Raw genomic sequence first — 15,685 nt, 5'->3', positions numbered from 1 at the left:
TCAGATGAATCTAAAATTTGCTAAAAGTGGAAAGACGATGATTTATAAAATCATCAAAATGACCGTGATGTCGCAGAAAGATTTGATTCTGAACCCTAAAAATTGGTCTCGAATTGCGACGTTGTGGCAACGTTTGCAGCAAAGTTTTCGCTTGATGGTGGGGGTGCCTGATTATCCAAATTATTTGGAGCATATGAAAAAGCACCATCCTGATTTAGAAGCGATGGATGCTAAAACTTTTTATCGTCATTGTGTGGATGCGCGTTATCCATCTGCAACGAATGGTATGAAAAAGTGCCCTTGTTAATGTAATTAATCAGTTGAAAGACGGCACTTCGGTGCCGTCTTTTTTTGTGAAAATATTCAATCACATGCGGTTGCTCGTGTTAGATTCGACAGTGTACTTTTTTGCATGAAGCAAGTTGTTAGATTATGGCTTAGGTCATAAGGCAACACGGAGTATGAGGCATAAAAGGTTCATGTCGTATATTTGACAGCTTTTGATTGTGATAGCTCTTAAAATACTGGAATGTTTGCAAAGGGAAATTGAATGAAAATATATATTTATGGTGCTGGAAGCATTGGATGTTATTTGGGCGGAAGATTGGTTGCGGCAGGTAATGATGTTACTTTTATCACGCGTCCACGTATTCATGCAGAGCTTTCCCAATTGGGTTTAGTCTTAACTGATTATTTAGGCGAAAATATCAAACTTGCACCCCATCAACTCAAACTAACGACCGATCCTACTCAGGTTGTGGATGCCGATGTTATTTTTATTTGTGTGAAATCGGCAGCAACCGAACAAGTTGCACATGAACTCAAAGAATATTTAGGGGCTAAAACACCGCTGATCATCAGCTTTCAAAATGGCTTAAGTAATGTCCCTATTTTAAAAAGGGTTTTGAAAGGGCAGCTGATTTTAGAGGGGATGGTTCCTTTTAACGTCGCTACTCAAGACGCTGGGCATTATCATCAAGGTACCTCTGGTGCATTAAGTGTTAAGCAATATCCGAATCAAAATTTGCTTGAAAATGCATTTCAAAAAGCAGGTTTAGAGATTGTTTTTGAAAAAGATATGCTGGCTGTGCAGTGGGCCAAGCTTTTACTTAATTTAAATAATTCAATCAATGCATTGTCAAAAAAAACGCTAAAGGAACAATTGTCGATTCGTAAATATCGCCAATGTGTGGCAATGGCGCAGCAGGAAGCTTTAGCACTTCTTGATTATGCACAAATTACACCTGCAAAATTAACTGCAGTTCCGACGCATTTGATTCCCAAATTGCTGAGTTTACCCAATCCATTATTTAAATTATTAAGTCGTAAAATGTTGGCAATCGATCCATTGGCTCGGTCGTCTATGCAAGATGATTTAATTGCAGGTCGCCCCACAGAGGTCGACTGGATTAATGGTGAGGTTTTAAAACTCGCAGAACAATGCGGTAGACAGGCTCCAATCAATGCACGACTCATAGAATTGATTAAGCAAGCAGAGAAATCATCGCCTTCATTTTCAATGAGTGCAGATACTTTAAAAGATCAGTTGAAATCTGCAGCGAAACAGTAGCTTGCGGTGACGTAGGTCATTCATACGCAAATCATTGAAGATTTATAAGGATCGCCTTTGAGTATGTCTGAAAAACCTGTATGTTAAACCTTGATTTATATTTTGATTGGGGAGAATAAGGTGTTTTGGGAAAAAGAAAGAACGGTAGAAACACAGCAACATGACATGCTCGATGAATCACAGTTAAGTGTTTTTTATCCAAAAATCCAAGAATTTCTCAATCAAGTTAATCAAATCGTTTTAGATAAAAATCAACAAACCCAATTGGCCTTATGCAGCCTGTTAGCAGGTGGGCATATCTTGTTTGAAGACTTGCCCGGTTTAGGCAAAACCACATTGGCCAGTAGCTTGGCCCATTTGGCTGGTCTTCAATTCAAACGGATTCAGTTTACCAATGACATGCTGGCAAGCGATGTGATTGGGGTGAATATGTTTAACCAAAAAGAACATCTGTTTGAGTTTAAGCAAGGGCCAATTTTTACTCAAATTTTACTCGCAGATGAAATTAACCGCTGTAGTCCGAAAACGCAGAGTGCACTTTTAGAGGCGATGGAAGAGGGTGTGGTGACGATCGATGCAAGTCGTTATGTGCTACCGCAGCCTTTTTGGGTGATTGCAACGCAAAACCCACTTTTTCAAAGTGGAACTTATGCACTACCAGAGTCACAGCTCGACCGTTTTCTTATGCGGCTATCTTTGGGTTATCCATCCCGTCAGGCAGAAAAGGCTTTATTGCAGCAGCAATCCCGTCATGACTTAATTCAGCAGTTGATGACCGTATTTTCCGAACAAGACATTCTGGCCTTACAAACTTTGGTGCCACAGATTTATTTGTCTGAGGAAGTCTTGGACTATATTTTAGATTTGGCGGCTGAGACCCGTAAAGGTCGACATGGTTTATCTACACGTGGCGTGCTGGCTTTGAAGAAAGCAGCACAAGCCTATGCTTTGGTTAAAGCCCGTGCATTTGTTACACCGGATGATGTACAGGCTGTATTTGTCGCAGTGACCGCGCATCGAATAGGACTGGGTGAAGCTGAAACTGAGCAACTGATGAAGCAAGTCAAAGTTCACTGATAGGAAAGCTGACGCATGCTGTGGCAAAACTGGATAAATAAACGCTTTCAATTTAAGGCTGAAAAACAACTGACCCAAAAAGATGTACTGGTGTTTATTTATCAGCAAGGATATGTGTATGTGGTGCTGATTTTAATTACCTTTATTGCTGGGGTGAATTATGCCAATAATTTAATTTTAGCGTTTTGTTTTTTAATCAGTGCCGTGCTGTGTATGAGTTTTTATTTGACCTTTAAACAGCTACATGGGGTAAGTGTTGACCTTGTATTGCCTGAAATAGGGCAAGTTGAGAGTGCATTGCAATTACAAATGCATTTCAAACAACAGCATTCACAACCTCGATACCTTTGGATTACTTATGCTGATCATATAGAACAGTTGTTTATTCAAGATACCCATCAGGCGGTCGATTTAAATTTCTTTCCAAAAGAGCGCGGACAGTTCAGTTTCCCAGAGATTAGAATATATTCGACTTATCCATTTGGTCTTGTTCGCGCTTGGAGTTATTTTTTCATTCAGAAAGCCCTGTGGATCGCGCCTAAAGCTAAGTCTTTAGCGGCAGAAAATAAACAGCAACAGCACAGTTTTGAACCGGACATGGATGAATTTCGAGAATTGCGAAATTTTAAAGAGGGTGACTCTTTACAAGCGGTTTCATGGAAACAAGCGGCACAAGGACAAGGTTTATTTATTAAAGTCTTTGAACAACATCAGGATCAGCACAGTTTAGACATCCACTATGCACATATGCCGAGTCCTTCACATGAAGAAAAATTAAGCTTAATGATGGGCTTGGTTGAACAATGTGAGCAGTTGCAATACGTCTATGCTCTGTATTTACCTCATACTGAACTAGCCAAAGGGATAGGGCGAGAACACTACCTTCAAGCCAAATTACTTTTGGCGCAGGCATAGCGAGAGCAGTATGCATTCTTCTATTCGTATTGCAATTGTACTGACACTGAGTTTGATTTGGATCACACAACTAAGTTTTAGTCCTGTGCTATTGAGTGTCATTTTCGCCATTTGTATCGGCTGTCTATGGTATTTCATGAAATCCATGGGAAACCATTTCCCGAAATGGGCAATTTACATTTTGACCCTTGCTGCTCTAGCGGTCACTTTTTGGAGCTATCAAAGCTTTTTAGGGGTGGAAGCGGGCGTAGCTGTTTTAAGTATCTTTCTCTTTGCGAAAGCCTTAGAAACAAAAACGCAGCGTGATGTGATCATTTTGTTTAACTTTGCATTATTCGTTGCGGCAAGTATGTTTTTACATAGTCAGTCATTTATGATGGCTGTGATGGTTTTACTCTGTTTATTGAGTTGTTTGTTGGGGCTGTATCGAGTGCAAACCTATTCTTTTGCATCTGAAAACTCGAATCGTACGGCATTAAAGCAAGATGCAAAACACGTCATTAAATTTGTAGGTCTCGCACTGCCTTTTTTTGTGCTGTTGTTTATCTTTTTTCCGCGTTTACCCCCACTTTGGCATATTCCAATTCCGGAAAATAAAGCAGTGACAGGCATGAGTGACACTATGTCACCTGGAGATATTGTGCAATTATCCCAGTCCAGTCATTTGGCTTTTCGTATTATCGGTGATGTCACTCAGCTCCCAAATCGTTCAGAGCTTTATTGGCGCGCGATGGTCTTAGATCAATATGATGGGCAAAAGTGGACCAGTAGTTTTATTAACCAACAAGGCATTTCGGATGAGACATTAACGCAAATCTCTACATCCAAAAATTGGAACTATCAATATTTATCCGCTGATGTTGCGATTCCGTGGATTATGGCATTGGAATATTCACAACCTTTAGAGCGACGTTATCAGCTACGTCAGGATTGGAGTATTCAGGCTTATCGTCAAGTGCAGCGTGTAGAACCTATTGCGTTGCAATGGATGGGAAATGTTCAATTTTCCCAAAGTGAATTATCTAAGGTACAACAAAGCATAAATTTAAAAGTACCTGAGCAAATGGACTTAAAAGCACAGCAATTGGCACAGCAGCTGTTTAAGCAAAGTGACGAGAACCCGAAACGTTATATCCAAAATGTTTTGCAATGGTATCGTAATAATGGTTTTAGTTATACCTTACAACCGGGCTTGTTGGGGCAACATCGCATTGATGAGTTTTTGTTTCAATCCAAACAAGGTTTTTGTGAACATTATGCTTCTAGCTTCGTGATGCTGATGCGTTATGCGGGAATTCCAGCGCGTATTGTGGTTGGGTATCAAGGTGGTCAGCCTTCACCAGATGCAAAAAGCTGGGAAGTTCGACAGTTAGATGCGCATGCATGGACGGAAGTCTTTGTGGATGGGCGCTGGAAACGATATGACCCAACAGCGATGATTGCACCACAGCGTATTGAACAAGGTATGCAAGATTTAATAAGCCAAGATGCCAGTGTTTGGGGTGAGAGTAGTCGATGGAATATACAGCGCTATTCGGTATTAAACAAAATGCGCATTTGGAGCGATTACGCAAGCTACCAATGGCAAAGTAAGGTGGTTGGCTATAATGCAGAGACTCAACGAGGTTGGTTACAGAAGCTAGGACTCCAATCCAGTTATTCATTGGTATTACTGATTATGATTAGCATCGGTGGATTAGTTTTACTGTACTGGTGCGTTATATTTTGGCGTAAACGTGCTCAAACTTCTGAATACGACATTGTCATTCAGTCTTTTTCTCGTAGCTTAACAACTGAGCAGCGTAAACAAGATGGCGAAACGGTAAACAAATGGTTGTTGCGTTTAGCTCAAGACGTTAACCCTGAACAGCAAGTTTTATTTAAGCAGGCGGGTGATTATTATCAACAAATGCGTTATTCCAATACGTTGAATTCAAAAAATATTCAACAATTTAAACAAATGCTTAAAACTTGTGCATCTGCTTTAAGAAATAAGAAATAGCGCTTGTCATACTTTTTAAAAGTGAATATTATGCTTTTACTTCAGGTGTATAGCTCAGTTGGTTAGAGCGCTACGTTGACATCGTAGAGGTCTCCAGTTCGAGTCTGGATATACCTACCAAGATATATATTGAGTAAAATCAATATCTTAAGGGGGATATTGTAACGATATTTCCCTGTTTTTATTGTCAAATAGGTCAGCTTTGGGTAATCAAAATACCCAAAATTTGCATTAAAAACTGCTTTATATTTCGCTTTCGGGCGCCATTTTGAGATGGTCGTATGTATCTCAAGATGGATGGCGCCCGTTTTCGGCACCAAATATTGAGAGTTTATTAATATGCAAAAACCTGTCAAACGCGGCAATGCATGGCGCATCCAAGTTAAATACAAGCATCTTCGTGATGCAGCAACAAGAGATACCTCACAAGAATGTATTCAATGGGCGCACAAGCGACTCATGGAGTTACAGCTTGAGTATGAAAAGCAGCTCAAAAATTTAGATAAACCCCAATACACTGTAAAGCAGCTATTTAATATCTATTACGAAAAAATTGGGCAGTTTACCAAAAGTAAAGTCTACATCAAAAATCACATCAAATATTTAGAACGGTATTACGGCAAACTCACCGAATACTCAATTTATGATCTCACTCCAAAGCTAATCACTGAAAATAGAGAAAGACGATTGCAGTATGTGAAAGCAGGGACTATTCATAAGGAAATGAGCCTTGGATCTTCTGTTTTCACATTTGCAGTACGTGAACTATTTTTACTGCCTTCAAATCCATTCAATTTGGTTAAGAAGCCAATTAAACCACCTGCACGAAAGAACCGTATAAGCCAAGATCAAATCAAAATGGTTTTGGTGGGTTTAGATAATTATGAAGAAGGTATGGTGCCGAAAACACCAGCGCACTATGTAGCTTGGAGTTTCTTATTTGCATTGGAAACTGCCATGCGTAAAGGCGAGATATTAGGAATTGAGAACCAACATGTCTTTCCTGATTATGTTCATTTGCCTGATACTAAGAATGGTACCTCACGAGATGTCCCACTAACGACAAAGGCAAGAGCGCTATTAGATCTACTGCCTAAGCGCGAAGGGTTACTGGTCAAACACAACTCCAATTCGTTTAGATTGCTTTGGCAGCGTAATTTAAAGCGTGTCGGACTTGCTGGAGCATTTACGTTCCATGATTCACGTCATGAGGCCATTACACGCTTTGTGAATAAACAAAAATTGCCTGTTGAGATATTAGCTAAATTTACTGGGCATAAAACCATTGGGGTTCTTGTGAACACATACTACAACCCAACGGCTTCTGAGATAGCAAAAATGCTAAATGCTGCTTAAGATATGCCCCATTGAATGGGGCTTTTTATTATGCAAATTTCTGATTTATCATTAAATGAATTAACAACAGTAATTTTGCGTGAATTTTCTTCAGAGAGGAGATCGGGCTCTGATATTGTAAAACTATTTAATTATTTAGGGTTCAGTGATGATTATTGGTAGTTGAATAAAAAAGGGGAATTTGGTAGTAGAAGGGACTTCACAAAGGCTTTGTTGCACAAAGATTTAAAAATTAAGATTTCCCATATCTACTCAAATTTAAGTGGCAACTTGGGTGTGAGGTCGGCCTAACTCTGTGAATTTATTTAATACTGCTACACGTGCATGCATCTCATTGACTTGGCTTTGAAAGTTTCTCGAACTGAGTTTATCCCCCAATAATTTGATGCAATGCATCTTAGTTTCGACCAAACTTCGCCGATGATAGCCTGACCATTTTTTCCATAGTGTCCTGCCTAAACGTTTAACTGTTCGAAGTAATTCATTTCGCTCTAGCGAGCTGATCTTTGTATCTTTCCAAGGTTTCGCATTTTTTCTTGGCGGAATCACCGCATGCGCTTGCCGATCTGCAATGACCTGACGGCATTGCTTGGTGTCATAAGCTCCATCGGTATAAACAGAGTCAATCTGATCATCTTGTGGAATCTGATCGAGTAAATCACCAAGCACTTGTGAATCACTCACATTATTTGTAGTGAGTTGAATAGCGCGTATTTGAAGGGTTTCAGCATCTATACCAATATGAAGTTTACGCCATTGGCGACGATATTCAGGTTGGTGTTTCTTACGCTTCCATTCACCTTCGCCTAGAAACTTTAAGCCAGTAGAATCGACGAGTAGCTGGAGACCATTACTGCTTTTTTGATAGTTAATTGCAATATCAATATGCTTTTGTCTTCTGCAGATGGTGGAATAGTCTGGTGCTGTCCAATCTAATCTACAAAGATGAATGAGACTTTGCACAAAGCCAGTGACCATGCGTAAAGACAATCGAAATAGGGATTTGATCATCAGACAGCATTGGATGGCTGTATCTGAATAAGTTTGATTTCGACCATGTTTACCTTTGGGTTGAGCGTACCATTGAGTCTTGGGATCGAACCAAATTGAGAGATTTCCTCGATTTATTAATGCACTGTTATAAGAAGACCAATTGGTTGTACGATAGATTTTAGGTGTGGGCTTATTCATTTGCGAATTATATTGCCGAATAAGACTTTATCGGTAGGTTTGTGCAACAAAGCCGTTTTGAAGTAACATTATTTGTAGATTTTAACTTTTAGCTAAAATCTACAATTTAACATTCTTCTAGTGAGTAGTATTTAAAAATTAGGTTATTCAGTTCAACTGGCTTCGTGTAAAAATATCCTTGCAAGAGATCACAATTTTGACAATGAAGTATTTTTGCTTGTTCTAGTGTTTCTACTCCTTCCGCAACAACCTCAAGATTAAGCTGATGAGCTAAATGAATTATAGATTGAACTATAGATGCATCTTGAGAATTATTTGTTAAATTATCTATAAACTCACGATCTAATTTAATTTGATTAATTGGTAATCGACGTAAATAGCTAAGACTTGAATAACCTGTTCCAAAATCATCAATTGAAACTTTTACTCCTAGCTCACGAACTGACTTTAATATCTCAATTGCTCTATCTGCACCATTAATAATCACGCCTTCTGTAATTTCGATTTTAAGAAGATTAGCTGGTAGTTTACTTTTAATCAGTACACTTTCCAAGCAACTAAGGAAATTACTGCGACCGAATTGTAGGGGAGAAATATTGACAGAGACCGCAATTGTAGCGTTATTTTTTCCATTTATATGGGAAATATCAAAACACGCTTGTTCAAGAACCCACTGACCAATTGCGACAATTTGACCAGTTCTTTCGGCTAATGGAATGAAAGTATCAGGAAAAATAAAGCCTTTTTGAGGATGATGCCAGCGAATCAGTGCTTCTACACTGTGAACTTTTCCTGTTCGTGGATCCACCAAAGGTTGATAAAATAATCTAAATTGTTTTTCCTTTAGTGCAGTCATAAGTTCTAATCGCAAAAGAGCATAATCTTTCTCTGGGAAAAATTTGTTTGGATCTCTTTTATATAAATACCACGTGTTTCTTCCTTGTTTTTTTGCTTCTTTCAGGGCATTCATGGATTCATATAACAGCTCTGAAGCATATCGAGTATTAGAGTTTCTTACGGCAATTCCAATACTAGCTGTTAAATGTAGAGTTTTATTTTCAATCTGAAAGTTTTGAGAAATAAGGTCAAGTATACTTTCTGCCAAAGTAAATAACTGGTTATGATTTTTAGAATTTTTTACTAATAAAATAAACTTATCTTCAATATATCGACTCAGTAAACCATCTTTTTTTAATAAGTCCTGTAAACGTGAGCCGATATCTCTAATTATTTTATCACCGATCAAATAGCCTAGACTTTCATTCATAGATCTAAAATCATCAAGATCAATGTAATATAATGCCAGACTAGCTGGGGATTGATTTTTTTGTTCAAATTCTTTTTCTAAAAATTTATTAAATGTTCTCTGATTTGGCAAACCAGTGATTGAGTCACGGGTATGTTGATACTTAATATAACTTCTGTTCTTTTCATCCTCAGTTATATCTTCAATATTACCTAAGAAGTGAGTACAAATATTATTTTGATCGAATACAGGTCCAAACATTAAACGACACCAAAACCAAGTTCCATTTCTACGGTACTTTTTTAATTTAACTGTTGTTTCTTTTAGTTCCTTTATTCCTGTTTTGATTTTTTCTACCTGAATTAAATCAGTTTCAGGTCCTGACAAGAAGTTATAACTTTTTCCTAAAATTTCTTCTGGGCTATATCCAGTTATAGATGTAAATGAGGGGTTAACAAAAACTATTTCTAAATTGTCAGAGATGTCAGTTATGAAGATCCCATTTGGACTCGCATCTACCCCGCGCTTTAATAAGCGCAGGCTTTCTTCATTTTTTAAACGTGTAGAAATATCACGTGCGATGGCAAATACACCAGTGACTTTTTGATTTTGAATAATGGGTAAATTTGTAAGATCAAGCCAAATGAGTTTGCCAGAAGAATGATATGCAGGAATTTTATAATGTTTAGCAATACCTTTTAATGCATCTTTAAATGCTAAGCTAATAAGTTTATGATATTTAGTTGGGATAAAAGTCCAAAAATGTTTTCCTAATATATTTTTTTCTGAGAATCCAAGAATTTTATTACAAGTAATATTTGAATTTAAAATATAACCATTAAGGTCAATTTCAATAATTAAATCAGGATGATGCGTATAAAAAGAGCTATATTTTTCATTAATAGCTAGTCTCTGTTTGTATTCATTTTCTCTTTCAATAGCTAACGCAATTAATGATACCGCTTGATTTATAAATTCAAAGTGCTCTGATCTGGGCGTCTTCTCTTCACGATAGTAGGTGCCAAAAGTTCCATATAAGATACCTTTAGCACTTATAATAGGCACAGACCAACAACTAATAATATTTTCTTCTCTAACAAACTCTAAATAATTTTTCCAATTAGGATCAAGTATCAAATTACGACTAATAATAGTTTTTCTAGAAAAAGCAGCTGTACCACAAGATCCATTCTTATCCTTAACTTTTAAAGGACTGATTGAACGACAATATTTAGAAGAAAAGTGATGTTCCCCATTTACAAGTGTTAATGTTTGCTCCACTTCTGAATAAAGCATAATTGTGACTAAAGCATCTGTAATATTTGATTCAAGCCAAGAACATATCGAGTTAAGTATAAGTTGAAGATCTGTACTTTTATCAATAGAATTTAAAACATACTCAATATTTAGCTTTCTAAAATCACTCTTCACTTTTCAGACCCTCCTTGGCTCCAATACATTTTATGCGAAATAAAAGTAATTTTTTATTTAATTTAAGTATCAATAGTCTATATTGAAAAACATTTGAAAGTAAAAACAACTTTATGAAAAATATGTTTTTTTTGTGTATATTAATTTATCTGCTTTATATATTTTTTAATTTTGATAGGCTTTGTTGCACAAACCTACCGATAAAGTCTTATTCGGCAATATAATTCGCAAATGAATAAGCCCACACCTAAAATCTATCGTACAACCAATTGGTCTTCTTATAACAGTGCATTAATAAATCGAGGAAATCTCTCAATTTGGTTCGATCCCAAGACTCAATGGTACGCTCAACCCAAAGGTAAACATGGTCGAAATCAAACTTATTCAGATACAGCCATCCAATGCTGTCTGATGATCAAATCCCTATTTCGATTGTCTTTACGCATGGTCACTGGCTTTGTGCAAAGTCTCATTCATCTTTGTAGATTAGATTGGACAGCACCAGACTATTCCACCATCTGCAGAAGACAAAAGCATATTGATATTGCAATTAACTATCAAAAAAGCAGTAATGGTCTCCAGCTACTCGTCGATTCTACTGGCTTAAAGTTTCTAGGCGAAGGTGAATGGAAGCGTAAGAAACACCAACCTGAATATCGTCGCCAATGGCGTAAACTTCATATTGGTATAGATGCTGAAACCCTTCAAATACGCGCTATTCAACTCACTACAAATAATGTGAGTGATTCACAAGTGCTTGGTGATTTACTCGATCAGATTCCACAAGATGATCAGATTGACTCTGTTTATACCGATGGAGCTTATGACACCAAGCAATGCCGTCAGGTCATTGCAGATCGGCAAGCGCATGCGGTGATTCCGCCAAGAAAAAATGCGAAACCTTGGAAAGATACAAAGATCAGCTCGCTAGAGCGAAATGAATTACTTCGAACAGTTAAACGTTTAGGCAGGACACTATGGAAAAAATGGTCAGGCTATCATCGGCGAAGTTTGGTCGAAACTAAGATGCATTGCATCAAATTATTGGGGGATAAACTCAGTTCGAGAAACTTTCAAAGCCAAGTCAATGAGATGCATGCACGTGTAGCAGTATTAAATAAATTCACAGAGTTAGGCCGACCTCACACCCAAGTTGCCACTTAAATTTGAGTAGATATGGGAAATCTTAATTTTTAAATCTTTGTGCAACAAAGCCTATCAAAGCTATAGATTGGTACTCTTGGTATTTTAGTTATGAAATTTTTTCAGCTACTGAATTATCTTCACCTATCATTTATGGGTGTTTGGTAAAGCTTGATTAAATGCGAAATGATGGAGCTGTTAATTTAATTATTTTGACAAGAAATAAGATCTATGACTTTTAATATTATTTTATAAAATATACACTTAACTAAATTTTGTTTGTTTGATTGTTGAAGGGGCTGAAGTGAAAAAGAATAATAAAAACAATTTACTAAATCAGTTTGGCGGATTGTTTATTGCGATTATTATCTTGGCTATATTTTTCTATAAAAATGATGAGAAGAATCTTATAAATTTTTCGAAACAAAATTATATAAATCAAGATTCTGGAAAAGAGACAATTAATGGATTGAAAGAGGTTCAAATATTTGATCAAAAAAGAAAGGAGTCTGAGACTCAATATGCACAACCGTTTGAAAAAAATATTATGATCAAGTTTCCTAGTGATGGTGCTCAAAAAGGCACTTTACAATTTCAAACAAGTGACAAAGATGCTGTATTTTTGGTAAGAGATAAGTTTACGAATATTCTACAAGCAGTCATTCAACTTCCAAAATTTAGCAATGCAGAAATGAAGGCGCCTCTAGGCGAGTATATAATTGAATATGCAACAGGAGATGGCGAATGGCAAGGCTTAGAGCGGTTATGGGGATACTCAACTCAATTTTATAGAAGTAATACTCAACATCGGGTCTACCGTAATGACCATGAAAATGGTTATACAATTCATGGAACTGGAATTGTTCTAAATGCTCCAAATGGTTATACACCTGAAAGAATAAATAAGAATGAGTTTATTCATCCGAATTAATTTATTTATCTTAATGAATGGAAAAATCAAATCGTTATATATTGATGATAATTATTAATTAAAAGAGGAGGAAGAATGGATAAATACTTACTGGTGGCCTTGGTGGTTGGTGCATGCATACTGTTGGTGATTTACACCCAACTTGCACCAGCAGGTGGACAGAAAAATTTTAAACAAATCGTACAGCAGGCATTTAGTCGCTATAAAGTGATCGAAAAAAACTACACTATTATGATTTGTGAGATCAACCATCGCAATGAGCCAGAAGAATTGGTCTTTATACGTATCGATCCTGCTCAAAAGAAAAATTTACGCATTTCGGGAAGAATGCTGATAGCGACCTATCCCAAAGCACCATCGGTACGTGAAATGCGTAAAGACTTTAAAAACTATGTCACTTAACGCTTAGCGTCGACGAGAGCTACTACGGCTGCGTCCGCGCGCCATACCGCCTAAAGCATTGAGTACAGCAAGCTTGGTCATACTGCCTGAAGCATGCGCATGACAGATGGCAGCAGCGAGAGCATCGGCAGCATCTTGCTGTGGTTTGATGCTTAAATTCAAGAGTCTCATCACCATCATTTGTACTTGTTCTTTGTCCGCAGCCCCATAACCGACCACAGACTGTTTAATCTGGCGTGCCGTGTATTCTGCAACTTGTAGATCAAGGTTTACCAGTGCAGTAATAGCAGCCCCGCGTGCTTGCCCCAGCTTCAGTGCGGAGTCAGGGTTTTGTGCCATAAATACTTGCTCAACTGCGGCTTCGGTTGGGCCATGAAATTTTACAATACGATCAATCCCTGCAAAAATACGTTTTAGCCGTTCAGGCATATCAGCAGCTTCGGTACGAATGGTGCCAGCATCGACAAAAATTAGTTTTTGACCTTCTTTTTGAATAATACCGTAGCCTGTGAGGCGAGAACCGGGGTCAATACCAATAATTAATGACATGCTTGCCCTTTAAAAAAAATAATATGCCCATATTGTTACATAAGCGTATCAAAAAAGCTTGATGTAGATTGAGCACTTGATTCTTGCACCTTATTCATTTTGTTGAGATTAGATTAATTTTCATGAAATTATTTCTTTTTATATTAGCTGGTGTCATTCTCGAAGTCTTCGTATGGATTGGCGTGGGTGACCTCGTTGGTAGCATGTGGTACGTGTTCTTCTGGTTTATTGCCGCTTTCTTTATTGGTATGAGCCTGATTCGTAAGTATTCAGCAGGTTTAATGCCACAAATGCAGCAAATGCAAGCGGGCCAGATGGGTGCAGATCCTGCATTAACAAACAATCTGCCAAAAATCATTGCGGGTTTTCTTTTATTGATTCCTGGCTTGGTGACAGACGTGGTTGCTGTGTTATTGCTTATTCCTGCGGTGCAAAAAGCCATGACAGGTGCACTGATGAACGTGATGATGAAACGTCAGCAAGCGATGATGGAAAAAATGATGGGTGGCATGATGGGAGATATGAATGGCATGGGCGGTGGTGCTCAAGGTCAAAACCCATTTGCAGATATCATGCGCCAAATGCAAGAAATGCAGCAACAGCAGGGCGGTTCAGCTTATCGTGACTCGAGTATTATTGATGGCGAAGCACGAGAAGTTACGCCAGATGCGAAAAAAATTGAAATGAAAGATGTGAATAAATAATTTCATGCCTAATTTTAAAGCCGAGTTCTAACTCGGCTTTTTTTATCTTTATGAAAATGTTTTAAGTGCTTATGATTTAAAATAAATATAACAAACGATATAATTATTTTTTTAAATTTATGCCGCTTTTTTATGTCATTGCTTTTCACGATTTGCGCTTTGCATTTTGTTGCGCAGCTAAGTCCTGGTCCTGATGTTTTGCTGATTGCTAAAAGTTCAGCTTCGACTACACAAAAAAACACTTTAAAAACTATCTTAGGTATTTCCGTTGGTATCGTAGTTTGGGTGGTTTTAACCTTGTTAGGTTTTACCGTACTCATCGACAAAATGCCGTGGATTCAACAAGTATTGATGGTGATTGGTGGGGTGTTCCTTGCACGTATGGGTTGGCTGATGTTAAAAGCAGGCCTCAACACAATGCAGCAAGAAGCCTTGCTAGATGATGGTCAAAAACTGCCTACACCCAAGGCCAACCATTATTTCATATCAGGTTTGCTGACTAACTTGTCTAACCCGAAAACACTGATTTATTTCAGTAGTGTGTTTTCACTAGCCTTGAGCTCTAGTGCAAGCCCTTATTTAAAAATGCAACTTGCGGTGATTATTCCAATCCAAACTTTTATGACTTTTGCACTGCTGATGATGCTTTTGTCATTACCTAAAATTAAGGCGGCATATCAGCGTTCAGGAAGTTATATCGACATTTTTTCTGGCGGGCTGTTCCTGATTTTTGCTTTATGGCTTTGGTACGATGCTCTCGCAATCTACATCTAAGTCATTTTTAAGCTCTTTAGATGATGAAGTCTGTTCCAAGGTGGACGCCTCATCTTTTTTACTTTGCGCATAGCGGTTGGGCTGTAATGTCGCTTCGGTATTTTCTGAACCTTTATAGCTACGGCTGCGGTTGGCACGTTCACGTAAACCGCCTTTTTTAATCAACTGAACCATTCTTTCTTCCTCATCATTGCATCTTATTTTAATAAACAATCGTTAGAAAACTAAAGGGTTTTAAGCAAATATGACGGAATACGTCAAAAACTATTATGTTACAAAATGAAATTGTCATGATTCGGTGTTATAAAGAGGAATATGCGTTAAATCAATTGATTAATCTTTCAGTGTAAGCCGTTGCTGACATCACTTCAGGTGAATGGCGCTTGAGTCTCAA

15 protein-coding genes and 1 tRNA gene are annotated in these 15,685 nt (G+C 37.7%); 12 read left to right on the top strand and 4 right to left on the bottom strand.

What is annotated here, in order from left to right:
- Window positions 1-4 precede the first annotated feature (4 nt).
- From AC0KVP_RS10120 to AC0KVP_RS10090, 7 genes are all read left to right on the top strand, one after another.
- Complete coding sequence (locus tag AC0KVP_RS10120) at window positions 5-307, top strand: YbdD/YjiX family protein (RefSeq protein WP_004693572.1); 303 nt, start codon at window positions 5-7, stop codon at window positions 305-307.
- 243 nt (window positions 308-550) lie between these two features.
- A complete protein-coding gene (locus AC0KVP_RS10115; RefSeq protein ID WP_473336438.1) occupies window positions 551-1,570 on the top strand; it encodes a 2-dehydropantoate 2-reductase in 1,020 nt (339 codons plus the stop codon).
- Between the two features lie 165 nt (window positions 1,571-1,735).
- Window positions 1,736-2,647, top strand: coding sequence for an AAA family ATPase (locus AC0KVP_RS10110; protein WP_109439255.1), 912 nt, complete (start codon window positions 1,736-1,738; stop codon window positions 2,645-2,647).
- Window positions 2,648-2,662: 15 nt separating this feature from the next.
- Entirely contained in the window at window positions 2,663-3,562 is a 900-nt protein-coding gene (locus AC0KVP_RS10105) for a DUF58 domain-containing protein (protein WP_473336436.1), read from the top strand.
- A 10-nt stretch (window positions 3,563-3,572) separates the two neighbouring features.
- Entirely contained in the window at window positions 3,573-5,564 is a 1,992-nt protein-coding gene (locus AC0KVP_RS10100; protein ID WP_473336434.1) for a transglutaminase TgpA family protein, read from the top strand.
- A 43-nt stretch (window positions 5,565-5,607) separates the two neighbouring features.
- Window positions 5,608-5,684, top strand: a tRNA-Val gene (locus tag AC0KVP_RS10095).
- Window positions 5,685-5,903: 219 nt separating this feature from the next.
- A complete protein-coding gene (locus tag AC0KVP_RS10090) occupies window positions 5,904-6,920 on the top strand; it encodes a tyrosine-type recombinase/integrase (protein ID WP_473336431.1) in 1,017 nt (338 codons plus the stop codon).
- Window positions 6,921-7,178: 258 nt separating this feature from the next.
- On the opposite strand, the gene AC0KVP_RS10085 is transcribed toward AC0KVP_RS10090, so the two are convergent.
- Both AC0KVP_RS10085 and AC0KVP_RS10080 read right to left on the bottom strand, forming a co-directional pair.
- On the bottom strand, window positions 7,179-8,111 hold the full coding sequence (locus tag AC0KVP_RS10085; RefSeq protein ID WP_473336427.1) for an IS5 family transposase: 933 nt from the start codon (window positions 8,109-8,111) through the stop codon (window positions 7,179-7,181).
- A gap of 106 nt (window positions 8,112-8,217) precedes the next feature.
- Complete coding sequence (locus tag AC0KVP_RS10080) at window positions 8,218-10,788, bottom strand: bifunctional diguanylate cyclase/phosphodiesterase (protein ID WP_473336429.1); 2,571 nt, start codon at window positions 10,786-10,788, stop codon at window positions 8,218-8,220.
- 231 nt (window positions 10,789-11,019) lie between these two features.
- On the opposite strand from AC0KVP_RS10080, the gene AC0KVP_RS10075 reads away from it, so the two are divergent.
- From AC0KVP_RS10075 to AC0KVP_RS10065, 3 genes are all read left to right on the top strand, one after another.
- Window positions 11,020-11,952 (top strand): IS5 family transposase, encoded by a 933-nt coding sequence (locus AC0KVP_RS10075; protein ID WP_473336427.1) that lies wholly within the window; start codon window positions 11,020-11,022, stop codon window positions 11,950-11,952.
- 283 nt (window positions 11,953-12,235) lie between these two features.
- Window positions 12,236-12,862, top strand: coding sequence for a hypothetical protein (locus AC0KVP_RS10070; RefSeq protein WP_473336425.1), 627 nt, complete (start codon window positions 12,236-12,238; stop codon window positions 12,860-12,862).
- Window positions 12,863-12,937: 75 nt separating this feature from the next.
- Window positions 12,938-13,264 carry a hypothetical protein gene (locus AC0KVP_RS10065; RefSeq protein WP_205666770.1) on the top strand — a complete coding sequence of 109 codons (327 nt, stop codon included), beginning with the start codon at window positions 12,938-12,940 and terminating at the stop codon, window positions 13,262-13,264.
- Window positions 13,265-13,267: 3 nt separating this feature from the next.
- On the opposite strand, the gene ruvC is transcribed toward AC0KVP_RS10065, so the two are convergent.
- Window positions 13,268-13,813 carry a crossover junction endodeoxyribonuclease RuvC gene (ruvC, locus tag AC0KVP_RS10060; RefSeq protein WP_473336423.1) on the bottom strand — a complete coding sequence of 182 codons (546 nt, stop codon included), beginning with the start codon at window positions 13,811-13,813 and terminating at the stop codon, window positions 13,268-13,270.
- Window positions 13,814-13,935: 122 nt separating this feature from the next.
- On the opposite strand from ruvC, the gene AC0KVP_RS10055 reads away from it, so the two are divergent.
- On the top strand, window positions 13,936-14,517 hold the full coding sequence (locus AC0KVP_RS10055) for an FxsA family protein (RefSeq protein WP_035327338.1): 582 nt from the start codon (window positions 13,936-13,938) through the stop codon (window positions 14,515-14,517).
- 132 nt (window positions 14,518-14,649) lie between these two features.
- Complete coding sequence (locus AC0KVP_RS10050) at window positions 14,650-15,291, top strand: LysE family transporter (protein ID WP_473336421.1); 642 nt, start codon at window positions 14,650-14,652, stop codon at window positions 15,289-15,291.
- Here AC0KVP_RS10050 and AC0KVP_RS10045 read toward each other — a convergent pair.
- The gene (locus tag AC0KVP_RS10045) at window positions 15,253-15,465 is read right to left on the bottom strand and encodes a hypothetical protein (protein WP_473336419.1); all 213 of its coding nucleotides are present in this window, start codon (window positions 15,463-15,465) and stop codon (window positions 15,253-15,255) included. The genes AC0KVP_RS10050 and AC0KVP_RS10045 overlap by 39 nt on opposite strands.
- Window positions 15,466-15,685: the final 220 nt, after the last annotated feature.

The sequence above is a fragment of the Acinetobacter sp. DL27 genome, from assembly GCF_055810995.1.
This window is presented reverse-complemented; position numbering and strand designations above follow the sequence as displayed.